We start from the raw sequence: 23,736 nt of genomic DNA on the forward strand, positions 1-23,736 counted from the left end.
CGGTCAGGCAGAGCTGGCGGCCGGGGCGGGCGCGTAGATCAGGTCAACGAAGGTGGAGGCCCACTCGAGCAGGTCGCGGTCCTCGATGTACGCGCCGGTGACGGCCTCGGTGCGAGGTCGCGGCACCAGGATCACGTTCTGGTCGGGCTTGTACTTCGCGCCGGGGTACATCCGCTGGAGCCGCACGAGGCGCGAGTCCAGGATGGCGGCCGGGCTGAACCGGATGTACGGCCCTTGGGCGACGACCTCGGTGACCCCGGCCGCCTGGCACTGCAACCGGAACCGCGCCACCTCGAGCAGCGCCTGCACCGGCGCGCCGAACTCGCCGTAGCGGTCGACGAGTTCGGCGCTGACCTCGGCGATGTCGTTCTCGGACGAGACCTCGGCCAGCCGCTTGTACATCTCGAGCCTGAGCCGCTCCGACTCGACGTAGTCGGTGGGCAGGTGGGCGTCGATGGGCAGTTCGATGCGCATCTCGACCTCGTCGGCGACGTCCTCACCTCGGAACATCGAGACCGCCTCGCCGACCAGCCTGATGTAGAGGTCGAAGCCGACGTCGGCGATGTGACCCGACTGTTCGCCGCCGAGCAGGTTGCCGGCCCCACGGATCTCGAGGTCCTTCATGGCGATCGCCATGCCTGCCCCCAGATCGGTGTGCGCCGCCATCGTCGACAGCCGGTCGTGGGCCGCCTCGGTAAGTGGCTTGTCGGGGGGATAGAGGAAGTAGGCGTAGCCGCGTTCGCGGGAGCGGCCCACTCGTCCACGGATCTGGTGGAGCTGGGAGAGACCCATCAGGTCGGAGCGGTCGATGATCAGGGTGTTCGCGGACGAGATGTCGAGTCCCGCCTCGACGATGGTGGTGCAGACGAGCACATCGGCGCGACGCTCCCAGAAGTCCTGCATCACCTGCTCGAGTCTCGCCTCACCCATCTGACCGTGGGCGGTGGCAACCCTGGCCTCGGGCACGAGTTCGCGGATGCGCTTGGCGGTCTTCTCGATGGACTGCACCCGGTTGTGCAGGAAGAAGACCTGCCCCTCGCGTGCCAGTTCGCGCCTGATCGCAGCGACCACCTGGCCCTCGTCGTAAGGGCCGGCGAAGGTGAGCACCGGGTGCCGCTCCTCGGGCGGGGTGGCGATGACGCTCATCTCCCGTAGTCCGGTGATCGACATCTCGAGGGTTCGCGGGATCGGCGTGGCCGACATCGACAGCACGTCGACGTTGAGCCGCAGCTTCTTCAGCGCCTCCTTGTGCTCGACCCCGAAGCGCTGCTCCTCGTCGATGATCACCAGCCCGAGGTCCTTGAACTCGATCTCGGAACCGAGAAGGCGGTGGGTGCCCACCACGACGTCGACCTTGCCCGACTTCAGTCCTTCGCGGACGACCTTCGCCTCCGTGTCGGACTGGAACCTTGACAAGGCCTGCACGTTCACGGGGAATCCCGCATAGCGATCGGTGAAGGTCTGGGTGTGCTGGGTGACCAGCAGCGTGGTCGGCACCAGGACCGCGACCTGCTTGCCGTCCTGCACCGCCTTGAACGCTGCGCGCACCGCGATCTCGGTCTTGCCGTAACCGACGTCGCCGCAGACCAGCCGGTCCATGGGCACGATCCGCTCCATGTCGGTCTTGACCTCGGCGAGGGTGCCCAGCTGGTCGGGTGTCTCGACATAGGCGAAGTTGTCCTCGAGTTCGCGCTGCCACTGGGTGTCGGCCGAGAACGCGAACCCCCGGCTCGCCTGCCGGGCGGCGTAGAGCTTGATCAGCTCGGCGGCGATCTCACGGACCGCCTTCCGCGCCCGCGTCTTGCGGGCACGCCAGTCGGCGCCGCCCATCCGGTCGAGGGCGGGAGCCTCCCCACCGACATATCGGGTGACGAGATCGAGCTGGTCCATGGGCACGTAGAGACGGTCGCCGGGCTGGCCGCGCTTCGATGGCGCGTACTCGATGACCAGGTACTCGCGCGTCGACCCGCCAGCGGTGCGGGTCACCATCTCGACATAGCGACCGACGCCGTGCTGCTCGTGAACGATCGGGTCTCCGGCCCGCAGCTCGAGTGGCTCGATCTGGTTCTTGCGCCGGCTCGGCATCCGCCGCTGGGACTTGTCGGCCACCTGCTGGGCGGCCAGGTCACCGGTGGTGAAGAGCGCCAGCTTGAGTGCCGTGGCGCGGAAACCGTGGCGCTGCTGTCCCGGCACGATCGTGACCAACCCGGCGGGCGGTTCCTCGTCCAACGATTCGACCACGGTTGCCGCGAGTTCGTGCTCACGCAGCACCTCGGCCATGCGTTGCCCCAGGCCATGACCCTCGACGGTGAGCACGACCCGCCAGCCCTCGCCCACGGTGTGCTTCATGGCCAGCACCGCACCCTCGACGTCTCCCCGCCAAGGGTCGATCGCCTCGAAGTCGAGCGTCATCGACTCGACGTGGTCGGGGCCCAGTTCGGACGAGTCCAGGGCGGCGGAGAAGTCGACGACGCTGCCGTCCTCGGCGTAGTAGGGCTCAGCCTCCTCGGCGGGCCCCGACGCGAACGGCGACAACGACCACCACGACTGCCCGCGATCCAAGGCCACCCGGCGAACCTCACTCAGGGCGCGGTAGGCGGACGAGCCCAGGTCGATCGGGGCGCGCCCACCGCCGGCGGCCGCCGACCAGCCAGCGTTGAGGAACTCCCGGCTGGTCTTGACCAGTTCGACGGCTCGGGTGCGCACCAGTTCGGGGTCGCTGACCAGCACCATGGCATCGGCGGGCAACACCTCGACCAACAGTTCGAGCCCGTCGACCAGCGCCGGGGTGAGCGCCTCCATGCCTTCGACGTAGTGGCCCTCGGAGATCTTCTCGAGCAGTTCGGAGAGCTCCGGATGATCCGGAATGAGCGCCTTCGCCCGCGCCCTCACCTCGGGGGTCAGCAGGAGTTCGCGGCAGGGATCGGCCTGGATGGACTGGTGGGTCTTGTCCGAGGAACGCTGGTCGGCGACCGTGAACGAACGGATCTCCTCGATGGTGTCGCCGAAGAAGTCGACGCGCACGGGGTGTTCGGCGCGGGGCGGGAAGATGTCGACGATGCCACCCCTGACGGCGAATTCGCCGCGGCGCTCCACCAGGTCGACGCGGTTGTAGGCGGCGTTCACGAGGGCTTGGACCAGCTCGCCGATCTCGACGTCGGCACCCACCTCGAGCGTCACGGGGGCCAACTCGGCCAACCCCTTGGTCTGGGGTTGCAGCACCGAGCGGATGGGTGCCACGACCACCTTCGGCGGCGGCAACTCCCCTCGTTCCCCTCCCCCGGCGCCGCTGATGCGGCGCAGCACCTCGAGTCGTCGGCCGACCGTGTCGGAGCGGGGGCTCAGTCGCTCGTGGGGCAGGGTCTCCCAGGCGGGGAAGTAGGCGATATCGTCCTCGCTCAGCCAGGAACCGAGGGTGGTCACCAGTTCCTCGGCCTCCCGGAAGGTCGACGTCACCAGCAGGATCATCCGGTCGGTCTGGCTGGCCAGGAGGGCGGCGATCGCCGGCCGCGAGGAGGGCGGGGTGGTGAGGTCGAGGGTGCTCCCCCGTTGACCTGCACGCGTCCCTTCCCCTGACGGGCGGGTGCGACGGCGTGCCCGATCGAGGGCGCGAGAGAGCCCCGGATCTGAAGCGAGAAGGTCAACCAGCCCGTGCAGAGTCACCGGAAGAGCCTACCGCGCGCGTCGGTGCTCAGCGATTGAAGAGGTTCTGGGCCCGCTCGAGGCCTTGGGTCAGCAACACCTCGACGGCGTCCACCACGCGGGCGGTCTCGACCGCGTAGTCCTCACGCAGCTTCGCCGGGATCGGCGAGAGCACGTAGTCGGCGGTGGGTTGTTGGCCCGGTGGTCGCCCGATGCCGTACCTCACCCGGAAGTAGTCACCGGTGCTGAGGTGGGCGCGGATGGACTTGAGCCCGTTGTGGCCGTTGTCGCCGCCCCCGAACTTCATGCGCAGGGTGCCGAAGTCCAGGTCGAGCTCGTCGTGCACGACGACGATGTGGTCGGGCGCGACCTTGTGGAAGTCCGCCAGCTTGCGCACAGCCTTGCCGGAATCGTTCATGAACGTGCGCGGTTTGGCCAGCACGACGGACGAGGCCTCGGACCCGGGCACCCCCCAGCCTCCCGCCGACAGCCGGGTGGTGCCGACGTCGGCGTGCATGCCCCGGGCTGAGGACAGCGACACCCGGCCGACGCGGGCGATCTCGTCGATGACGAAGAAGCCCACGTTGTGCCGGGTGTTGGCGTAGGTCGGGCCCGGATTCCCGAGCCCGACCAGGAGCCAGGTGTTGGTGCTCACCGAAGTGGAGGGATCGGTGGAACGTGAGGGACGAACCCTCAGGCGTCCTCGCCGGCCTCGCCCTCGGTCGACTCAGCCTCGGAGTCGGCCTCGGTCGTCGCAGCGCCGGTGGCCTCCTCGGACTCGGCCAGCTCGGCGTCCAGGGCCTCCTGCGAGACCTGCTGGGTGACGTTGACGACGAGAGCCTCGGGGTCGACGTGGGTGGTGACGCCCGAGGGGAGCTTCAGGTCGCGGACCAGGATCTGGGTTCCGGCGGCCAGACCCTCGATGTCGACGGTCAGCTCGGTGGGGATGTGGGTCGCCTCGGCCTCGACGGCCAGCGAGGTCAGGTCGACGACGACCAGGGTCTCGGGGGCAGCCTCACCGTGGGTGACGACGGCCACGTCGACGGTGACCTTCTCGCCGCGCTTCACGATGACCAGGTCGACGTGCTCGAGGAAGCCACGGATCGGGTCACGCTGCACCTGCTTGGGCAGCGCGAGCTGGTGCTTGCCACCGTCGATGGAGATGTCGAGCAGTGCGTTCGCGGTGCGCAGGGCCAGCAGCGACTCGTGGCCGGGCAACGAGATGTGCACGGGATCGGTGCCGTGCCCGTAGATGACCGCGGGCACCTTCCCGGCGCGACGCAGACGGCGCGATGCGCCCTTACCGAACTCGGAACGGCTCTCGGCCGCGAGCTTGAACTCAGCCATGGTGGTCTCCTCAACCTGTGCAACGTGATGGGCACCCAGCAACGGTAGCCCGTGGATCTCGGCAGCAAGGGAGGTCAGCGCCATGCATCAGCATGCACAAGTCGATCACGGACGCCAGCGTCCCTCGCCAAGCAGCTTGAAGAGCTTACCCCGAAGCGCTGCCCTCGGCCAACCCGACGGCCTCCGCGCGGACGGACGACAGCGCGGACCGGGTGTCTGACCGGGCCAGCCAGCCGGGGCTCACCCAGCGGAACGGACGATCCTCGCCACGCCGATGGCCTCGTCGGCCATGCCGTAGAAGCAGTAGAGCCCACCCTGGGCGCCCGTCGTCTCGACGATGGCGGTCGGGAAGACGACGTTGCCGACGATGCCGACCCGCTCCTCGTCCGTCTCGGGTGCCAGCAGCGGCTCGGACGTGCGGGCGAGGACGACGCCGGGATCGTCCGCCGACAGGATCATGGCCCCGGCTGCGTAGAAGACGTTCTTCTGCTGGTCGAAACTCGATCCCGCGATCGTCCCCGAGACACCGTGGTGCAGGAACAACCAGCCTTCGGGCACCCGCACCGGGGGCGGACCGCCCCCGACCTTGAGCACCTCCCAGTCGTACTCGCTCGCGGCGAGCTGCCGGTGACCCCAGGGCCGCAGCAGGGCGCGCGGGTCGCGCAGGGCGTCCTCCAAGGAGACGTAGCTGATCCAGATGGCAGCGCGTTCATCGGTGATGCCAGTGGGCAGGTCGGGTTCCTGCCCCTCGATCTCCCACATCGGACGATGCACCAGGGCGAGACATTCGCGCCCGTCGGGCCCCGGCACCGACTTGGGGAACCAGACGATGTCCTTGTTGGGGAAGAGGTTCAGGTCGGTGCCCAGGGACTCCTCCCAGACGAACTGGATCGGCCCCCAGCGTTCCCAGGAGTCGAGGTCACGGGAGACCAGCAAGGCCGGACGAGGCCCGAGCGGTCCGTAGGCGACATAGGTCATCACCCACAGTCCGAGCGGTTCGATGAAGGTGAGCCTGGGGTCCTCGACTCCCCCATGGTCGGAGCCGTGCTCCCACCCCTGGTCGGCGGCGAGCAGGATGTCGTCCAACTCGAAGCCGGTGGGCAGCCCGTCGGTGATCGTCACCTCGCCGACCCCGATGCGGGAGCGGTTGCCCGCGGCCACCAATCGGGGGTACATCAGCACTCGTCCGTCGGGGTGGACAGCGGCCGCGGGATTGAGCACTCCCTCGACCTGATGGGGGTCGGTGAGGTCGGGTCGCATGATGATGCCGACCCGCTCCAGGCGGTAGGGGAAGTCGTTCATGGTCGAGTCCTCGGTGTTGGGGGTTGGGGTTCGCGTTTCGACACGTCGCTCGTTCCTCGCTCCCACTCGACGAGCGGTGGGTGGATCACTCGTTCCGCTCCCCCACTCGACGAGCAGGCAGGGGTCAGTGCAGGTCTCCGAAGAGGCTCGTCACCGAACCGTCGGCGAAGACCTCCTGGATCGCCTTGGCGATGAGCGGGGCGATGGAGAGCACGGTCAGCTTGTCGGACTTCGCTGATTCCGGGATGGGCAGCGTGTTGGTCACGATCACCTCGTCGAAGCGGGACGCGCGCAGCCGGTCGCCGGCCGGGCCAGACAGCACGGGGTGGGTGGCCGCGGCGATCACCCGGGAGGCTCCGTGCTCGATCAGCGCCTCGGCGGCCAGGCAGATGGTGCCAGCGGTGTCGATCATGTCGTCGACCAGCAAGCAGGTCTTGCCCGAGACGTCGCCGACGACCTCGTGCACGGCCACGGTGTTGGCCTGGTTGGGGTCGCGTCGCTTGTGGATGATCGCCAGCGGGCAGTCGAGCTTGTCGGTCCACATGTCGGCCAGCCGCACCCGGCCGGCGTCCGGCGACACCACCACCATGTCGTCCTTGCCGTACTTGTCGACCACGTAGTCGGCCAGCACGGGCATGCCCCAGAGGTGGTCGACGGGACCGTCGAAGAAGCCCTGGATCTGGGCGGCGTGCAGGTCGACCGACATGATCCGGTCGGCACCGGCGGCGCGGTACAGGTCGGCCATCAGGCGGGCCGAGATGGGTTCGCGTCCGAGGTGCTTCTTGTCCTGACGGGCATAGGGATAGAAGGGCGATACCACGGTGATCCGCTTGGCCGAAGCCCGCTTGAGCGCGTCGACCATGATCAACTGCTCCATCATGGCCTCGTTGACCGGCGCGCAGTGCGATTGGATGACGAACGCATCCGTACCCCGCACCGATTCCTCGAAGCGCACGTAGATCTCGGAGTTGGCGTACGTGACCGCCTTGGTGGGAGTGAGCCCGAGGCCGGCGATGCTCGCGATCTCCTCCGCGAGTTCGGGGTAGGCCCGTCCCGCGAACAACATCAACTTCTTGTCGTTGGGACGGATGGATCCGCTCATGCCCGGCCTTCCATGCTCTGGTTGAGTTCGTTGCGCTTGTTCTGGATCGCCTCGTGCACTTCGCCGGACGACGCCTGAGCGGCCTCGTCCCACTTCGAGCCGGGGCGGGTTCGTCCGATCCAGTTGGACGAGTTGTGCTGGCGTCCACGGGCGACCGCCAGGTCACCGGCGGGGACGTCCTCGGTGATGGCGGACCCAGCCGCCACGAAAGCGCCGTCGGCGATGTCGACCGGTGCCACCAGCACCGAGTTCGAACCCACGAAGGCATTGCGGCCGACGTGGGTGGGCGACTTGTTGACTCCGTCGTAGTTGGCGAAGATCGTGCCAGCGCCGATGTTGGCGCCCTCGTCGATGTACGCATCACCGGCGTAGGTGAGGTGGGGCACCTTGGCACCCCCGGAGATCTTGGCGTTCTTGGTCTCGACGAAGGTGCCGATCTTCCCCTTGGCCCCCAGTTCGGTGCCCGGACGAAGGTAGGCGAACGGCCCCACCTCCGCGTTCTCACCGATCACTGCGAGCGAGCCGTGGGTTCGCACCACGTGCGCCCCGGCGCCGACCTCGACGTCGACCAGCGTGGTGTCCGGTCCGATCAAGGCACCCTCACCAACACTGGTGGCGCCCTCGAGGGAGGTGTTGGGCTTGAGCACCACGTCGCGTTCGAGCGTGACGTCGTCGTGGATCCAGGTGGTGTTCGGGTCGAGCACGGTCACGCCGGCACGCTGCCACTTCTCGACGATGCGGCGGTTCATCTCGCGGTTCATCGCCGCCAGCTGCACCCGGTCGTTGACTCCCTCGGTCTGCCACAGGTCGGTGATCTGGTGGACGCCGACCCGTTCGCCACGTTCGTTGGCGATCCGGATCACGTCGGTCAGATAGAGCTCACCCTGGGCGTTGTCGGTGGTGAGGTTGTCGAGCCCGTGCCGCAAGGTCGCAGCATCGAAGACGTAGATACCGGAGTTGATCTCGTCGACGGCGGCCTCCTCATCGCTGGCGTCCTTCTGCTCGACGATGCGCACCACCTGGTCGCCCTCGCGGATGATGCGGCCGTAGCCGGTGGGGTCGGGCACCCGCGCCGTCAACACGGTGACCTGGTGGCTGAGGGCGCGATGGGTGCCCACCAGTTCGGCGAGGGTCTCGCCGGTGAGCATTGGCACGTCGCCGTAGGTGACCACCACCTCGCCGGTGAGTTCTCCCAGATCGGCAAGACCGCACTGCACCGCGTGGCCGGTGCCGTTCTGCTCCTCCTGCACGGCGGTCTGCACGTGGGGGGCGATCTCGTCGAGGTGGGCCAGCACCTGTTCCCGCTCATGACCGACGACGACGACGAGGTGCTGGGGTGCGAGGTGCTGGGCCGCGGTGACGGCGTAGCTGAGCATGGTCTTGCCCGACACCTCGTGCAGCAACTTCGAGGTTCGCGACTTCATGCGGGTGCCACCACCGGCGGCGAGGACGACCACTGCGGCGACGGAACCGTCGGCCTCGGTGGTGTCGGGGGCAGGGTCGTGGGTGGTCAACGTTCACTCCTCCACTGCTCGGGAGCCCCGGGCAGGGCTGCCATCGGCCCCAGCCTATTGAGTCGCGGGCTGGGGCGCAGAATTGGCGCCTCAGCCGAGTAGTCGGTACCCCGTGAAACCTCGTCCGATCTCTCGGGGAGGCGACCACCCCGTGCCTCGGTTGGTGTAGCAGAACACCACTCCGTCCGAGCGCAGCCCGACCAGGTCAGGTCGACCGTCGCCGGACAGGTCACCGGGTGCGATGGCGCCGTTGAACCCTCCCCACCCGCGACCGACCTGCTTGCCTACCCCGAGAGTGGCCGAGGGAGTGCCGGTGTAGACCCACAGCGTTCCGTCAGTGCGGATCCCCAGCACATCGGCCCGACCGTCTCCATTCCAGTCGGGAATACCGATGAGGGTGCGGAAGCCTCCCCATCCCTGCCCGATCTGGGTGGTTCCGGTGAGGCCGGACGGAGTGAGCGTGTAGCGGTACAGCCGTCCGGTTGAGGTCTGGCGGGCGATGACGTAGCTGGCACTGGAACCACTGAGATGGCCCACCGGGGTGATCACGCTCATGCCGTTCCAGTTGCGCCCGACCACCGCCTGACGGCGCAGGTAGCCGTTCCCGAGCGCCGCGTGCAGTACCAGCGCCCCCGAGGGGTCACGGACCAACACGTCGGAGCGACGGTCGCCGGTGGCGTCCGGCAGCTGGGCCAGTGAGGTCGACGTACCAGCGTCGGGCCAGGGAGCGGGCAACCGGGTGAGGCCAGTCGTGGTCGAGCCGCGCAGGAATCCCAGGTCTCCCGTCGGACCGATGGCATAGATGTCAGCAACCCGGTCGCCGGTTCCATCGCCGGGAGCCTCGACACTGTTCATCGTGGACGATGCCACCAAGGTGCCACTGAACGTCTCGTCCGTCGTGGAGAAGGTCAGCACCGACGTTCCGGCGCGGCTGTGGGTCAGGGTGCCGGCCGACCAACGGGCCGCGCCCGTCGATGTCGGGGGCACCCATGCTCCGCGCCGGTCGACGAGCCTGTAGGTCAGGGTGGACGAGGTGGCCACGGGGCTGGCAACACGCTGGCCCTGGGCCTCGATGGCATTGGATGGCACCCTCGAGAGTGGTGAGAGATCGGCCACTCGGTTGTCGGTCAGGAACAGCCACTGGAGTGCGGTCATCTGCGAGAGGGAGGTGACGGCGCTCACCCTGTTCTGGCTGAGGTCGAGGCTGGTCAAGCTGGTGATGGTGCGCAGTGGTGTCAGGTCGCTGACCATGCCTCCTGCCACCGCCAATCCGGTGAGCTGACGCAGGTTGGCCAGTGGAGCGAGGCTCGAGACCCGGGTCTGCGAGACGTCGAGCACCCTGAGGTTGGTCAGCCCGGCCAAAGGCGTCAGCGAGCCGACCAGCGTCGAGCGCGCTTGCAGCTCCATCAGCGCCGTCATGCCCTGCAGGGGGTCGAGACTCACCACTGCAGTGCGGCTCACGCCCAGCATGCGCATGCCCGACAGCGGCGCCAGCGGGGCCAAGGTCGTCACCCCGGTGTCGTCCACGGTCAGTCTGGTCAGCTGTCGTAGTCCGGAGACAGGGGTGAGATTCCTGAACGGATTGCTCCAGAGGTCGAGCCGCCTCAGGGTGGTGAGCGAGGCCAGGGGTGAGAGATCGCTGACCTGGTTCTCCTGCAGTCCCAGATCGACCAACTGACCCATACCCACCAAGGGGGTGAGGTCGGAGATGCGGTTGCCCCCGAGGTCGAGCGTGGTCAGGTTGGGCAGCGCGTCGATGCCCACCAGGCTGACCACCGTGCGATGGGTGCAGAACAGTTCCGTGAGTTGGTAGAGCTGTCCGGACGTGGGCACGTCGGTGGGAGCCAGCCCGAGATGGTCGTTGACGCAGAGGGCGAGGTTCGGGTCGAGGATTCCAGTGCTCGCGGCCTGCGGCGCCACCTTGGTCGTGGTCGTCGACACCTTCACCCTCGAGTGGCCTGATGAGACGATGCTGGCGTAGCGAAGCGATGACGCGGCGGAGTGATGGGACGTTCGCGACCCTGAGGTGACCCGGACCTCGGCCGGGCCCTCGTCGCCGGGCGGGGCGATCACGACCAAGCTGGTACCCGTCCGGGTGACGACTCGGGCGGGCCGCGACTGCACCGTCACCATGCTGTCGGCGGTGAATCCCGTGCCCGAGATGGTCAGCTTCTCGCCGCCATCGGTCGATGTGACCACGGCATTGACCCCCGTGACCACCGGTGTCGCCGACTCGGGCGAGGCGTCCGCCGGTTGGGGCACGATCACCAGTCCGGCGGTCAGACCGACGATGAGCAGGGGTGTCAGGATGCGTGTACGCGACATGCCGTGCCTTCAGTAGTGGGTGACCGATGACAGTCGCGCCCAGCGTCCGGCGAGTCCGCCGTTGTCAATGCGTGCGTAGTGCGAGCCGCCCAACTTGGCGCGCAGCGTCGACTGGGCTCGGCTGCGTGTCTTGAAGACGGAGTACCTGGGAGAGGAGAGGTGGCCGCGGGAATCAGCCACGAAACTGACGCTCGTGCCCGGCTCGAACCACACATCGCGGGGGAAGCGGTACTCGGCGCGGTCGACGTGGAAGCCCTCCGGGTAGCCGTACACGGTCTCCCGGATCCAGTAACCCTTCATGGGCCCCGAGTCCATCCGCGACCACACGCCCGGGAACGCGCTCCACTGCGAGCGTGTCCCACTCGAGACCACCACGTCGCGACTGGGGCGCCACACCGTCGCTGCCCCTGCATTCACCCCCGCACTCCCTGTGACGGGGCGGACGGAATGCGGGTAGCCACCCTTGGCGAACACCGTGGTGGGCACCGAACTCACCCGCCAGTCCCCGATCATCTGGTCGACGGTGTGGGCGAACGGGGACCAACCCGTGTGGTTGTACATGTTGAGGTAGCACGAGGCGTTGACGTAGTGATAGCTCGCCACGTGGGCGGAGTTGCTGGCGTAGTAGTGACTGAAGGTTCCGGGATGTCGGCAGAGGTTGCGGTAGGCCGCCATGGTCTCGGCAGCCCCTTGGACGAGCTTCTTGGCCCGGGCGTCCCCGGTCCTTGCCTGGTACCTCAGTAGCCCCACCATGGCGTAGTAGTGGCCATTGAACACCGCGGACGCTCGACCGTCGGGTTGCGGGTACTCGTCCAGCCACAGGTAGTGGTTGGGATCCACGGTGGCGATCCAGGGCAAGTCGGTCTGGCCGATCTGTGGAGCCTGGAAGAAGGCGGTCACAAGTTCGGACGTCGCCTGCAGCCACCTGCGCTCGCCGGTGTACTCGTAGAGGCGTTGCGTGACGAGGGGGAACTTGCTCTGGCCAAAGCTGGAGTACCAAGGGTCGGGCAGATCACCTTGATAGCTGTGCCAAGGAAACTCGTACTTGAGGAAGACGCCGCCGCGCCGGCGCGAAGCTCTCGCCAGCAGAGCGTCCATCGTGGTGACCACGCGAGCGAGGTTGACCGGCTGCCGACGCCCCGACGTCTCGTACGAGTCGAGCAGGGAATTGAGGTAGTTGCCCAACACGGTGATGTGGATGACCCATGACCCCTTGAGCTCGGTGAGGGGCACGTCATGCTCGGTGCCCAAGCGCAGCGAGCCCAGGTAGCCCTCGGTGAGCAGGGTGGGAGTGCCAGGTTTGGGCCAGTCGCCGGGGATCTCACTCACGGTTCCGCCGAAGGACTTGAAGAAGGCATTGTCGCCAGCTGCGGGGGTGGCCCATCCTCCGGCGGTGGCCAGTCCGATCCCACCCGCGGCGGCGAGCAGTGCGCGGCGGGTGAGGGCTGTGTCGGCCCTCCATCCGTCTCGTGTCATGGAACCCCTCGGCTCATCAGTGGGCGAGCGTGCTTGTCGGGACACTGTATGGGGCGGCGGAGTCACACTCGGAGGCCACCCCACGCATCGCCCGCGAGACCAGGCGGCGCATCGTCTGAATCGCTCGGTAGGGGCCGGCCTCCACAGCGAGGCTGTGTCACAGAATTTCTGAGAAGAAGTTGAGAATCGCTCAGCATGTGCTTACGGTGGAGGGCGCCTCCTCGGAGGTCCCGTGGTGACGAACGTTGCTGCGGTCGGCGCGTCCGGTGTGCTCCTGAGCCACCAGCCGGACGAGAGCGGGAACGTCCCGACGTCATGGTGGCGGACATCCGCAGGAGCACGACCGGACCGGAAGGGCCCCACGTTTCATGAAGAAGTTCACCCGTATCGCCGCCCTCACCGCCGCCTCCGTGGTCGGCGCGGGCATTGCCATGACCGCCACCGCCGGACACGCCTCGGCAGACACCGGCGTGTGGGACCGCGTGGCCGCCTGCGAATCCAGTGGCAACTGGTCGATCAACACCGGCAACGGCTTCTACGGCGGACTGCAGTTCACGCAGTCCACCTGGCAGGCCTACGGCGGCACGCAGTACGCCGCCCGCGCTGACCTCGCCAGCAAGTCGGCCCAGATCGCCACCGCCCAGAAGGTGCTCGCCAGCCAGGGTCCGGGCGCTTGGCCCGTGTGCTCGGTGCGCGCAGGGCTGACCAGTTCCAACGGCAGCGGAGCCGTCACCGTGACCAAGTCGACCACCCAGAAGTCCACCGCCACCCAGCGGACGACGACCCAGAGGTCGACCAACGAGCGGTCCACCACGGTGAACCGCTCCTCCGAGCGCACCGAGGTGACCGCGCCCACCCGCCACGCCAAGGGTGGGGCCACCGTCACCGTGAAGTCGGGTGACACCCTCGCCAAGCTGGCCTCCGCCCACCAGGTCAAGGGTGGCTGGGAGCGCCTGTTCGCCCTGAACGACGACATCGTCAAGAACCCCAACCTGATCTTCGTCGGGCAGCAGCTGACGCTCTCCTGATCCTGGATCCCTGACCCTCGGCTCAGGGCAGAGACACACCCCCGTCCGTCCCTCACCGGGATCGGGCGGGGGTGTTCCACGCCGTCGGGTGTGTGCCTGGGTGGGCGGACTGTTCAGCTGACGCAGAGGCAGAAGGGGTGACCGGCCGGGTCGAGGAAGACGCGGAAGGTCTCCCCGGGCTGCACCTCGTGCTTGGTGGCACCGAGCCCGAGCACCTGCTGTTCGGCATGGTCGAGGTCGGCGACCGACAGGTCGAGGTGCGTCTGCTGGGGCACCTGCTGGTCGGGCCACTGCGGGGCGCGGTAGTTCTCCACGGCCTGGAAGCAGAGCATCTGTCCGTAGTCCGACTTGGCCTCGGCCCACTCCTGGTCACCGCTGACGGCCCAGCCGAGCAGGTCTCCGTAGAAGGTGGCGAGGGCGAGCGGGTCGGGGCAGTCGATGACGGTCACGGGGTACTGGGCGATGGCCATGGTCAACGCTAACCCCGCCCGGGTGCCGTCACGGCGGTCGGCGAGAAACCCTGGTGGTGGCTCCTGGGGACGGCCGATCTGACCGAGGCAACCCGACGGTGCACCCGCGGCGTTGTGCGGGTGAGGGTCGAGACCCGGCCGCTGGGGAATCTGGAAGGAGGCGCCATGTGGCTGTTCTCACGGTCGGCGTGCATGATCATGCCGTGACCTCCGCGGACATCGCCGCAGCATCGTTCACGGGGTGGGTGCAGTCCAGGCAGCGCCGCCTCGTCGGATTCGCCGAGGCGCTGTGCGGCAACCGCGCCACGGCCGAGGACCTGGTGCAGAACGCCCTCGCCAAGGCCTGGTTGCGCTGGAACCACCTGTCGAGGGACGACCAGGATGCCGACGCCTACGTGCGCCGCATCATCGTCAACGAGAACAACAGTTGGTGGCGACGAGCGTTCCGCCGCCACGAACGCCCGACCGACGAGATGCCCGAACGGGGCCGGACAGATCCCGACCCACCGGACGAGCAACTGTGGCGGGCGGTGGCGAACCTGCCCCCGCGCCAGCGGGCCGTCGTCGCACTGCGCTTCATCGAGGACGCCGACGTGGCCGAGACGGCCCTACTGCTCGGGTGCAGCGAAGGAACAGTGAAGAGCCAGACCTCCAAGGCGATGGCCAGTCTGCGCCTGCACCTCCACCCCGACCAGTCACCATCAGACCCGGCAAGAACCAAACACCAGACACGAACAGACCAGACAGGAACGGAACCGGAGGAGGCGACATGACCCACGACGACGGACGAGACATCGTCCCCGGAGGACTCGGGAGCGAGCCATCCGGCCAAGAGGAATCAGAAGAACTGGCCACCGCGCTTCGGGGCCACGTCTCAGGCAGGCGTACCCCCGACATGGCCGAAGCTGCCTTCGCACGAGCGGCAACCGTGCAGGCCAGGCGACGCACCATTGGCGCCAGTCTGACCGTTCTGGCGCTGGCCGCCGGCGGGGTCGCGGCCGCCCAGGCGTTGAGGCCCGAGTCACAGGGTCCCATCGCGTCGACGTCCACCAGCCGGCCGTCCTCCCCCGGCACGACCATTTCGCCGACCACGACCGGGTCAGCCACCCGGTCGCCCTCAAGGCCCACGTCGATGAGCCCGCTGCCGCCCAGTTCCCCGCCGCCCTCGAACACCCCCTCCCAGCCGGTCACCTCGACGCCGGCCGCACCCACCAGTCATCCGTCGTCGGCCCTCGTGGCCACCTGCGCCCCGGCGTCCACGTCGCTGGCCGTGACCGTGGACGGTGCTGGCATGGGGCACGTCTACCACCGGCTGGTGGTGACGAACCGGGGCACCAGTAGCTGCATGCTCGCTGGCTACCCAGGGGTCTCGATGGTTGACGCCAAGGGCCAGCAGATCGGGGCGGCAGCTGACCGCACCCCCGCGAGCTGGTCGGTCATCACCCTCAAGCCCGGGCGGTCATCCGTCGCCTGGTTGGACGTCACGCAGGCGGCCAACTACCCCACCTGCACCCTCGTGCAGGCGGCCGGACTGAGGGTCTACCTGCCCGGACGCACCGACTCGTCCGTGGTCGCCGTGTCGGTGAGCGGCTGCCCCGAGACCTCGATCAGGCTGATGCAGGTCAAGCCCTTCGGGGCACCCTGACACGAGGCGTCAGGACACGACCCGCGCCACTTTCACATGCCCTGCGCGGACGAACGGGGGCGGCGTAGCGTGGAGCATGGCCGATTCCTGGGGGGAACCGAGGCCGCCGGCTGCGGCCCCACAGCTCCACGTCGAGGTTGAACGCAAGTACGACGTCGACGAGGAGACGCCGCTGCCCGACCTGACCCGCTGGCCGGGGGTCGCCTCCGTTGATGCCCCGGTGGTGCACGAACTCGAGGCCATTCATCTCGACACCCCTGAACTCGCGCTGGCCGCGAGCGGGGTGACGTTGCGTCGACGCACCGGCGGCGTGGACGCGGGCTGGACCCTCAAACTCCCTCACGGACACGACAGGCGCGACGAACTGACGGCCCCCCTCGGCGCCGGTGACGAGGACGCGCCCGGAAGCCTGCAGCACCTGGTTCGAGCATGGGTGCGCGACGCCACCCTGATGCCCGTGGCCAAGCTCACCACGCACCGCACGAGCCGCACGTTGCGCACCGGAGACGGGTCGGTGCTCGCAGAGGTCAGCGATGACCTGGTGGCGGCCGAGTCGTACGTCGGGAAGGGAACCTCGCAGGCGTGGCGGGAGTGGGAGGTCGAACTGGCCGACGCGGGTGGCCCCTTCCTCGAGGCCGTCGAGAAGGCGCTGCTGACGACCGGGGCACGCGTCGCGGCGCATCCGTCCAAGTTCGCCCGCACTCTGGGCTCGTCCTACCCCCAGCACCAGGCGCCCCATCGCAAGGGACCGGCGTCCGCGGTGATGCTCGACTACCTGCGTCAGCAGGTGGACACCATCAAGGCGATGGACCCAGCGGTCCGTGACGACGAGCCCGACGCCGTCCACCAACTGCGGGTGGCAGCCCGCAGCCTGCGGTCAGCGTTGGCGACGTACCGTCCGCTCATCGACCGAGGCCGGGGCGACCATCTGCGAGCGGAGCTGAAGTGGCTGGCCGGCGAGGTGGGGCGCGCGCGTGACCTCGAGGTGTCCCGCGAGCGCCTCCACGACCTGATCGCCGGCGAGCCGGACGGCCTCGCGCCGGCCGCCTTGTCGCGCCACGTCGACGACGCACTCGACGAGCAGTCCCGACAGGCCCGGACGGCAGGACTGGCCGCTCTCGACGGCGACCGCTACCGGCGCCTGCTCGACGAGGTGGACGACCTGCTCGCCTCTCCCCCGCTGAGGCGTCGGGCGGGTCGCCGCGCTGCCCCCACCGTGGCCACGCTGGTCACCGCTGACCTCGAACGGTTGCGCAAGGCTGTCCGCCGTTCACGGGCCGCGGACAACGATGCCGCCAGCCTGCATGAGGTACGCAAGTGCGCCAAGCGATTGCGCTACAGCGCCGAGTCGGCCGTGGTGGTACACGGGAAGCGGGCGCGGAAGCTGGCCGTGGCGGCCGAGCGGATCCAGGACCTGCTGGGCGATCACCAGGACACCGTGGTCACCCGTGAACTGCTGCGCAGTCTGGCGCGCAGCCCGTCACTGACCCCGGAAGACGCGTTCGCTCTCGGACGGCTGCATGCGCGGGAGGAACGGCGTGGCGCTGACGATCGGGCGATCTTCGTCCGCCGATGGAAGCACTTCAGGCCCAAGCCACTGCACTGAGCCACCTGCCGCCGGAGGGGCCGCGGTCATCAGGACACCGCTGCGAACCTTGCCTTCCCGATGCCACAGCGGGCGGGACGTTCTGGCCCCCAGCACCGCACGCACCCGAGTCGGGCAGTATGCCCAGCAACCCCACCATGGGGCGCAGGTTCGGCGTAGGTTCGTGACATGAGCACCTTGCCGCATGGCCCATTGGGCCGCACAGGACTGGACGTGACCAAGCTCGGGTACGGGGCCATGGAGGTTCGTGGTTCCCGGATCTGGGGTGGACGACCGATCGAGGACAGCGAGGCGGAGACCATCCTCAACGCTGTCGTCGACGAGGGCATCACCTTCATCGACACCGCCAATGACTACGGCCGCAGCGAGGAGTACATCGGCCGCTACCTCTCCCACCGCCGCGACGAGTTCGTCCTCGCCACCAAGTGCGGATGCACGGTGGTGCACAAGGACGAGACCACCGACGACACCCCTCACGTGTGGACCAAGGACAACCTCTTCCGCGGTCTGCACGAGAGCTTGGAGCGGATGAAGACCGACCACGTCGACCTGATGCAGCTGCACAACCCGAGCGTGGAGCAGGTCGAGGAGGGCGGCTTGGTCGAGGCCCTGCAGGAGATGAAGCAGCAGGGCAAGGTCCGCTGGATCGGCATCTCGTCCACCAACCCGCACCTCGAGACCTTCATCGAGTCGGGGGTTTTCGACAGCTTCCAGATCCCCTACTCCGCGCTGGAGAGGGAGCACGAGGAACTGATCCAGAAGGCTTCTGACTCGGGTGCCGGCGTCATCGTGCGCGGCGGTGTGGCCCGCGGCGAACCCGGCTCGGGGCTGGGCGCCGAGGACCGGTGGGCTGCCTGGGAGGCGGCGGGGCTGGACGACCTCCGCGAGGAGGGCGAGAGCCGGACGGCGTTCCTGCTGCGGTTCACCAACAGCCATCCCGGGATGGACACCAACATCGTCGGCACGAAGAGCGTGGCACACCTCAAGGACAACATCGCGGCCGCTGCGCGCGGACCGTTGCCCGATGACGTGTACGCCGAGGCGAAGAAGCGACTCGGCGCCCATTCGTGACCTGAGTTCGCGACCCGGGTTCGTATCACGAACGACTGAGGCCGGCCCCCCGAACGGGGGACCGGCCTCACGTCGTGTGGTGAGACCTTCGCGCCTACCAAGCTCCCCGGGTAGGAGTCGAACCTACGTCGCTTGTCCTGATTCAAAGTCAGGCGGGCCCTACCGGCAGACCAACCGGGGAACGTCGCCCGACATCCCGGCCGAACGACCCGCTCAGCCTACCCTTGAGCGCTCGCGGGACGCACCTTCGCCGCACCTCGAGGCGGGTGGCACACTGATCCCATGCCGCAGTCCCGTCCCGCCGAGCCGTCCCCCGTGGGCGAGCCGGACGAGACGTTGCCACCGGCTGTGCGCACGAGGCGCGCCCGGGTGCGGATGAGTTCGTCCGAGCGTCGGGAACAACTGATCGACGTCGCCCGCGCCCTGTTCGCGACCCACGGATTCGAGGGCACCTCGGTCGAGATGATCGCCCAGACCGCGCAGGTGTCGAAACCGGTCGTCTACGAGCACTTCGGCGGCAAGGAGGGCCTCTACGCGGTGGTCGTCGACCGCGAGTCACGTCGGCTCACCGACGCCATCCGCACCTCCTTGACCCAGCCGGGTGCCAGCAGTCGACAGCTGATCGAACGAGGCGCCCTGGCCCTGCTCGACTACATCGATTCCGAGCCCGACGGGTTCCAGATCCTGGCCCGCGACTCCAGCGTCGGTGCTTCCGCTGGCTCGTTCGCGAGCATCCTGTCCGACATCGCCGCCAAGGTCGAGGACCTGCTGGCCGAGCCCTTCGAGCGGCACGGGTACAACTCCAGCTTCGCGGGTCTCTACGCGCAGGCATTGGTCGGACTGGTGGCGATGGCCGGCCAGTCGTGGCTCGACAACCGGGAGCCGTCGAAGGAGGTGGTCGCGGCCCACCTGGTGAACCTCGCCTGGAACGGCATGCGCAACCTCGAGGAGGACCCGACGCTGCTGGCCGACGCCCGACCGCATGAGGTCCCGAGGCGGGCGCGTCCCTCCTGAGGGAGCGACCTCTCCCACGAGGGAGAGCTCAGTCCTGCAGCACCAGCAGCGTCCGCAGGTCGTCCGCGAGGCGCTCTCGCGCGTCGGTCGACAGCGACCCAAGCAACGCCTCCTCCGCGGCCAACAGGCTCGACAGGGCCGCGTCGACGACCCCTCTCCCCTGTTCGGTGAGTCGGACGAGCACCGCTCGTCCGTCGTCGGGGTGTGACTCGCGCTCCACGAACCCGCGGCTCACCAGGCGGTCGATGCGATGGGTCATGGTGCCCGAGGTGACGTGGGTGGCGGCCACCAACTGTCCGGGGCTCAGCCGGTAGGGCGCTCCCCCGCGGCGCAGGGCCGCCAGCACGTCGAACTCGTGCACATCGATCCCGTGCTCGGCGTAGGCGTGGCGACGGGAGGCGTCCAGGTGCTGGTCGAGCCGTTTGATCCGAGACCAGATGGCCATCGGTTCGGTGGCGAGGTCAGGCCGCTCCCGACCCCAGGCGCTGATCAGCGCATCCACCTCGTCCTGCACGCCACCAGTGTGACATCCCAGACCGTTGTGGGGTGGGTGCACGGCCAGCGGTTCACCTCAGGCGGTGGGACGAGCCCCCGGCACCGGTCCTCGAGCGCGCCGTACGGCGCGAACGGCGGGGTGGTGACTCAACGCGGCTGCCACGTCCATGGCCTTGGTCTCCGACTCGCACAGGAAGGCGCAGGTCGGCCCCGATCCCGACAGCACCGAGGCCAGCGCTCCGGCGTGGACGCCGTGTTCGAGCACCTCCCCCAGTTCAGGGCGCAGGTCGATGGCGGCGGCCTGCAGGTCGTTGCGCAGATGACGGGCCACTCCGCGCACATCACCGGTGGTGAGTGCGTTGAGCAGTTCCTGGGGCACCTCGAGATCGGTGCTGGGCGGGGTGCCCCGCTGCTCGGCCAACTCGTCGAAACGGCGGAAGACGGCTGGCGTCGAGAGCCCCTCGTGGGCCAGGGCGAGCACCCAGTGGAAGGAACCGCGGCTGAGCAGGGGCACCAGTTCGGTGCCTCGTCCCGTACCGACCGCATTGCCGCCGGTCAGCGCGAACGGCACGTCGCTGCCAAGTTCGGCCGCGAGGTCGTGCAGCTCGGCGGGGTCGGTGTCGAGGTCCCACAGCATCGAGCAGGCGAGCAGTGCAGCGGCCCCGTCGGCAGAACCACCGGCCATCCCGCCGGCGACGGGAATCTGTTTGCGAATCTCGAGGGCCACGCCGGCTCGGTCGAGTTCGAAGCGCTCGATCAGCAACTCGGCCGCACGCACTGCCAGGTTGCGGGCGTCGTCCGGAAGCTGGTCGGCACCCTCTCCCTTCGCGACCAGGGTGACACCCGGGTTCTCCGTGCGTCTGGCGGTCACCTCGTCGAGCAGCGAGACGGCGTGGAAGACCGTGCCGAGGGGGTGGTAGCCGTCGTCCCCGAGGGCGCCCACGCACAACGCCAGGTTCAGTTTGGCGGGCACGCGCACGCGCACCTCGGCCAGGGGCACGGTGGGCGAGCGGCGTTGGGTCACGTCTGCGAACCTAGCGAAGCGAGCTGCAGCTGTTCGGCGATGCGGGCGAACTCGGTGATGCCCAGCACCTCGCCGCGTGCCTGCGGATCGATGCCTGCCGCCTCGATCGCGGCTGATGCCTGCGTGGACGAACCGGCCAGCCCCGACAAGGCAGAACGCAGCATCTTGCGGCGTTGCCGGAAGGCTTCGTCGACCACCCGGAAGACCTGTTCCCGGGTGGCCGTGGTGGCGGGGGGCTCCCGTCGGGTGAGCCGGACCAGTCCCGATTCGACATTCGGCACGGGCCAGAACACCTTGGGTGGCACGGTGCCGACCCGGGTCGCCTGGCAGAACCACGCGATCTTGGCGCTCGGCACCCCGTACACCTTGGAGCCCGGTGGTGCGGCGATGCGGTCCGCAACCTCCAACTGCACCATCACGAGACCGTTCGTCCAGCCGGGAAAGGTCTCGAGCAGGTGGATCAGCACGGGCACCGAGACGTTGTAGGGCAGGTTCGCCACCAGGGCTGTCGGCTCCGGGCCGGGAAGCTCGCTCACCTGCAGGGCATCCCGGAGCACCACCCGCAGCCGATCCGCGGCCTCGGGCAGCCGGGCAGCCACGGTGTGGGGCAACAGCTCGGCGAGCACGGGTTCGATCTCGACGGCTGTCACCCCGGCGGTCTGCTCGAGCAGTCCGAGGGTGAGGGAACCCAGGCCGGGGCCGACCTCGATCACGGTGTCGTCGGGGCCGACCCCCGACAAGGCAACGATCCGACGGACGGTGTTGGCGTCGATGACGAAGTTCTGGCCGCGCTGCTTGGTGGGACGAAGCCCCACCTGGTCGGCCAACTGCCGGATCGCCGCAGCACCCAGCAGGCCGTGGGAGTCGCCGCGGGAGTCAGTCATGCGGTCCCCCACGGGCCGCCGAAGGCAGCCTCGGTGTTGGCGGTGAGCTGGTCGCAGAGTTGGGCGAGGTCCATGCGCCACTGCTTGGCGATGAAGCGCACGGTGTGTGGGAGCAGGTAGGGGGCGTTCGGTTTGCCGCGGGTGGGCACGGGGGTGAGGTAGGGGGCGTCGGTCTCGACCAGCAACCGGTCGCGGGGCACCACTTCGAGGGCATCGCGCAGGTCGTTCGCGGACGAGAAGGTCACCACCCCGGGGAAGCTCAACCAGGCACCGCGATCGAGGCACTCGCGTGCGAAGGTGGCATCGCCCGAGAAACAGTGCATGACGACGCGCGCGGGCACGCCCACCTCGTCGAGCACCTGCAGCACGGGCAGGTGGGCGTCACGGTCGTGGATGACGAGGGTCTTGTCGTAGGTGTGGGCGATCTCGATGTGGCCGGCGAACGAGTTCACCTGCAGCCCTTGCCCGGCCTCGTCACGGGTGCGGTAGTGGTCAAGGCCGGTCTCACCGACAGCCCGCACATGAGGGCCCGAGCTCGCCAACTCCTCGATGCGCAGCAGCATGGCGTCGAGGTCGTCGCCGGCCCTGGCCGCCTCATTGGGATGGATGGCGACCGCCGCCACCACCCTTGGGTCGCGGGCAGCGAGGTTCACGGCGAACTCGCTGGAGGCCACGTCGCAGCCGACCTGCACGATGCGGCTGACCCCGACCGACGCGGCCAGGTCAAGATTCAGCGCGACCCCCAGGCCGGAGAACTGTTCGGTGGAGTCGGCGTGGGTGTGGGAGTCGGTCACCGGCCTCGGAAGCGGCTCCGGCAGGGGCGGGAGGTTCGAGGCCTGGAACTCCGTGGGGGACTGGATCTGGGTGGTCATCGGCTGCCTTGGTTGGTCTTGGCCGCCACGGCGGCGGCGTACAACTCTTTCTTGTTGACCCCGGTGAGCTGGGCCACCTCGGCCACCGCGGCCGAGAGCTTCTCCCCCGATGAGATGCGCGCCTGCACCAGGTCGAGGGCATCGGCGGGGCTGGTCTCGATCGCCTCGGCACCCTGCACCACGACGGTGATCTCGCCCCGTGCGTGGTCGCGCGACCAGTCCGCGAGGTCCCCCAAGGTGGCGCGTCTGACCTCTTCATGGGTCTTGGTCAGTTCCCGGCAGACCGCCGCCGGACGGCCGGCCCCCAGCACCGCCGCTGCGTCGTCCAGGAAATCGGCCAACCGATGGGGGGCCTCGAAGAACACCATGGTGCGTGGTTCTGTGCGCAGTTCGCCGAGGCGACGGCTGCGTGCCTCGGACTTGCGGGGCAGGAACCCCTCGAAGCAGAACCGGTCGACCGGCAACCCCGACAGCGCCAACGCGGTGAGCACCGCGGAGGGGCCGGGGACCGCGGTGACCGACAGGCCGGCGTCCAAGGCAGCGCGCACCAGCCGGTAGCCGGGGTCGGAGACCGAGGGCATGCCGGCGTCGGTGACGACGACCACGTCGTGGCCCTGCTGCAGCAGGGCGATGAGTTCGGGGGTGCGTGAGCTCTCGTTGCCCTCGAAGTAGCTGATCACCTTGGCCTGCGTGCGAATCCCCAGCCGCAACAGCAGCGTGTGGAACCGGCGGGTGTCCTCGGCGGCGATGATCGTGGCGCTGGTGAGTGTCTCGCGCAGCGCGTCCGAGGCATCGTGCCGGTCGCCGATGGGCGTCCCGGCCAGGATGACCCGACCGCGACCGTCGCGGGGGCTCGACACCGATGCGGCGCCCGGGACGTCGACCTCCGGCATGGGGGTCCAGCCGCCTGGGATGGCGG

20 protein-coding genes and 1 tRNA gene are annotated in these 23,736 nt (G+C 68.7%); 6 read left to right on the forward strand and 15 right to left on the reverse strand.

The window, feature by feature from the left end:
- Window positions 1-3 precede the first annotated feature (3 nt).
- The 8 genes from mfd to QQZ11_RS02230 form a co-directional block, all read right to left on the reverse strand.
- Window positions 4-3,663 carry a transcription-repair coupling factor gene (mfd, locus tag QQZ11_RS02195; protein WP_284548440.1) on the reverse strand — a complete coding sequence of 1,220 codons (3,660 nt, stop codon included), beginning with the start codon at window positions 3,661-3,663 and terminating at the stop codon, window positions 4-6.
- 28 nt (window positions 3,664-3,691) lie between these two features.
- Window positions 3,692-4,297 (reverse strand): aminoacyl-tRNA hydrolase, encoded by a 606-nt coding sequence (gene pth / locus QQZ11_RS02200; RefSeq protein WP_284548442.1) that lies wholly within the window; start codon window positions 4,295-4,297, stop codon window positions 3,692-3,694.
- A gap of 38 nt (window positions 4,298-4,335) precedes the next feature.
- Complete coding sequence (locus QQZ11_RS02205) at window positions 4,336-4,989, reverse strand: 50S ribosomal protein L25/general stress protein Ctc (protein WP_284548444.1); 654 nt, start codon at window positions 4,987-4,989, stop codon at window positions 4,336-4,338.
- Between the two features lie 240 nt (window positions 4,990-5,229).
- Window positions 5,230-6,291: a glycoside hydrolase family 130 protein gene (locus tag QQZ11_RS02210; RefSeq protein WP_284548445.1), complete on the reverse strand. Its 1,062-nt coding sequence runs from the start codon at window positions 6,289-6,291 to the stop codon at window positions 5,230-5,232.
- Window positions 6,292-6,415: 124 nt separating this feature from the next.
- Window positions 6,416-7,393 carry a ribose-phosphate diphosphokinase gene (locus QQZ11_RS02215; RefSeq protein ID WP_022909505.1) on the reverse strand — a complete coding sequence of 326 codons (978 nt, stop codon included), beginning with the start codon at window positions 7,391-7,393 and terminating at the stop codon, window positions 6,416-6,418.
- The gene (gene glmU, locus QQZ11_RS02220) at window positions 7,390-8,907 is read right to left on the reverse strand and encodes a bifunctional UDP-N-acetylglucosamine diphosphorylase/glucosamine-1-phosphate N-acetyltransferase GlmU (RefSeq protein WP_284548446.1); all 1,518 of its coding nucleotides are present in this window, start codon (window positions 8,905-8,907) and stop codon (window positions 7,390-7,392) included. Before glmU ends, QQZ11_RS02215 begins: the two co-directional genes overlap by 4 nt.
- A gap of 90 nt (window positions 8,908-8,997) precedes the next feature.
- The gene (locus tag QQZ11_RS02225) at window positions 8,998-11,232 is read right to left on the reverse strand and encodes an FG-GAP-like repeat-containing protein (protein WP_284548447.1); all 2,235 of its coding nucleotides are present in this window, start codon (window positions 11,230-11,232) and stop codon (window positions 8,998-9,000) included.
- 9 nt (window positions 11,233-11,241) lie between these two features.
- The gene (locus QQZ11_RS02230; protein ID WP_022909502.1) at window positions 11,242-12,708 is read right to left on the reverse strand and encodes a D-glucuronyl C5-epimerase family protein; all 1,467 of its coding nucleotides are present in this window, start codon (window positions 12,706-12,708) and stop codon (window positions 11,242-11,244) included.
- 368 nt (window positions 12,709-13,076) lie between these two features.
- Between QQZ11_RS02230 and QQZ11_RS02235 the strand changes: the two genes are divergently transcribed.
- Window positions 13,077-13,736, forward strand: a complete 660-nt coding sequence (locus QQZ11_RS02235; RefSeq protein WP_284548448.1) for a LysM peptidoglycan-binding domain-containing protein — start codon at window positions 13,077-13,079, stop codon at window positions 13,734-13,736.
- Window positions 13,737-13,849: 113 nt separating this feature from the next.
- Here QQZ11_RS02235 and QQZ11_RS02240 read toward each other — a convergent pair whose 3' ends face one another.
- The gene (locus QQZ11_RS02240) at window positions 13,850-14,206 is read right to left on the reverse strand and encodes a VOC family protein (RefSeq protein ID WP_284548449.1); all 357 of its coding nucleotides are present in this window, start codon (window positions 14,204-14,206) and stop codon (window positions 13,850-13,852) included.
- A gap of 203 nt (window positions 14,207-14,409) precedes the next feature.
- Between QQZ11_RS02240 and QQZ11_RS02245 the strand changes: the two genes are divergently transcribed.
- The 4 genes from QQZ11_RS02245 (at window position 14,410) to QQZ11_RS02260 (ending at window position 18,528) form a co-directional block, all read left to right on the forward strand.
- Window positions 14,410-14,979 (forward strand): SigE family RNA polymerase sigma factor, encoded by a 570-nt coding sequence (locus QQZ11_RS02245; protein WP_284548451.1) that lies wholly within the window; start codon window positions 14,410-14,412, stop codon window positions 14,977-14,979.
- On the forward strand, window positions 14,976-15,851 hold the full coding sequence (locus QQZ11_RS02250) for a DUF4232 domain-containing protein (RefSeq protein WP_284548453.1): 876 nt from the start codon (window positions 14,976-14,978) through the stop codon (window positions 15,849-15,851). Before QQZ11_RS02245 ends, QQZ11_RS02250 begins: the two co-directional genes overlap by 4 nt.
- A 76-nt stretch (window positions 15,852-15,927) precedes the next feature.
- Window positions 15,928-17,457 carry a CYTH and CHAD domain-containing protein gene (locus QQZ11_RS02255; protein WP_284548454.1) on the forward strand — a complete coding sequence of 510 codons (1,530 nt, stop codon included), beginning with the start codon at window positions 15,928-15,930 and terminating at the stop codon, window positions 17,455-17,457.
- Window positions 17,458-17,670: 213 nt separating this feature from the next.
- Window positions 17,671-18,528 (forward strand): aldo/keto reductase, encoded by an 858-nt coding sequence (locus QQZ11_RS02260; protein ID WP_284548455.1) that lies wholly within the window; start codon window positions 17,671-17,673, stop codon window positions 18,526-18,528.
- A 102-nt stretch (window positions 18,529-18,630) separates the two neighbouring features.
- Here QQZ11_RS02260 and QQZ11_RS02265 read toward each other — a convergent pair.
- A tRNA-Gln gene (locus tag QQZ11_RS02265) sits at window positions 18,631-18,709 on the reverse strand.
- A 194-nt stretch (window positions 18,710-18,903) separates the two neighbouring features.
- On the opposite strand from QQZ11_RS02265, the gene QQZ11_RS02270 reads away from it, so the two are divergent.
- Entirely contained in the window at window positions 18,904-19,542 is a 639-nt protein-coding gene (locus tag QQZ11_RS02270) for a TetR/AcrR family transcriptional regulator (protein WP_284550131.1), read from the forward strand.
- A gap of 28 nt (window positions 19,543-19,570) precedes the next feature.
- Here QQZ11_RS02270 and QQZ11_RS02275 read toward each other — a convergent pair whose 3' ends face one another.
- Genes QQZ11_RS02275 through rsmI form a run of 5 tightly spaced genes read right to left on the reverse strand, consistent with a single transcriptional unit; the run spans window position 19,571 to window position 23,710 of the window.
- Window positions 19,571-20,056, reverse strand: a complete 486-nt coding sequence (locus QQZ11_RS02275) for a MarR family winged helix-turn-helix transcriptional regulator (protein WP_284548457.1) — start codon at window positions 20,054-20,056, stop codon at window positions 19,571-19,573.
- Window positions 20,057-20,113: 57 nt separating this feature from the next.
- The gene (locus tag QQZ11_RS02280; RefSeq protein WP_284548458.1) at window positions 20,114-21,061 is read right to left on the reverse strand and encodes a 4-(cytidine 5'-diphospho)-2-C-methyl-D-erythritol kinase; all 948 of its coding nucleotides are present in this window, start codon (window positions 21,059-21,061) and stop codon (window positions 20,114-20,116) included.
- Window positions 21,058-21,945: a 16S rRNA (adenine(1518)-N(6)/adenine(1519)-N(6))-dimethyltransferase RsmA gene (gene rsmA, locus QQZ11_RS02285; protein WP_284548460.1), complete on the reverse strand. Its 888-nt coding sequence runs from the start codon at window positions 21,943-21,945 to the stop codon at window positions 21,058-21,060. Before rsmA ends, QQZ11_RS02280 begins: the two co-directional genes overlap by 4 nt.
- Window positions 21,942-22,817, reverse strand: a complete 876-nt coding sequence (locus QQZ11_RS02290) for a TatD family hydrolase (RefSeq protein ID WP_284548461.1) — start codon at window positions 22,815-22,817, stop codon at window positions 21,942-21,944. The genes rsmA and QQZ11_RS02290 overlap by 4 nt, the downstream gene beginning before the upstream one ends.
- Window positions 22,814-23,710 carry a 16S rRNA (cytidine(1402)-2'-O)-methyltransferase gene (gene rsmI / locus QQZ11_RS02295; RefSeq protein WP_284550133.1) on the reverse strand — a complete coding sequence of 299 codons (897 nt, stop codon included), beginning with the start codon at window positions 23,708-23,710 and terminating at the stop codon, window positions 22,814-22,816. The genes QQZ11_RS02290 and rsmI overlap by 4 nt, the downstream gene beginning before the upstream one ends.
- Window positions 23,711-23,736 lie beyond the last annotated feature (26 nt).

The organism is Aestuariimicrobium sp. T2.26MG-19.2B (genome assembly GCF_950101875.1).
Lineage (GTDB): Bacteria > Actinomycetota > Actinomycetes > Propionibacteriales > Propionibacteriaceae > Aestuariimicrobium > Aestuariimicrobium kwangyangense.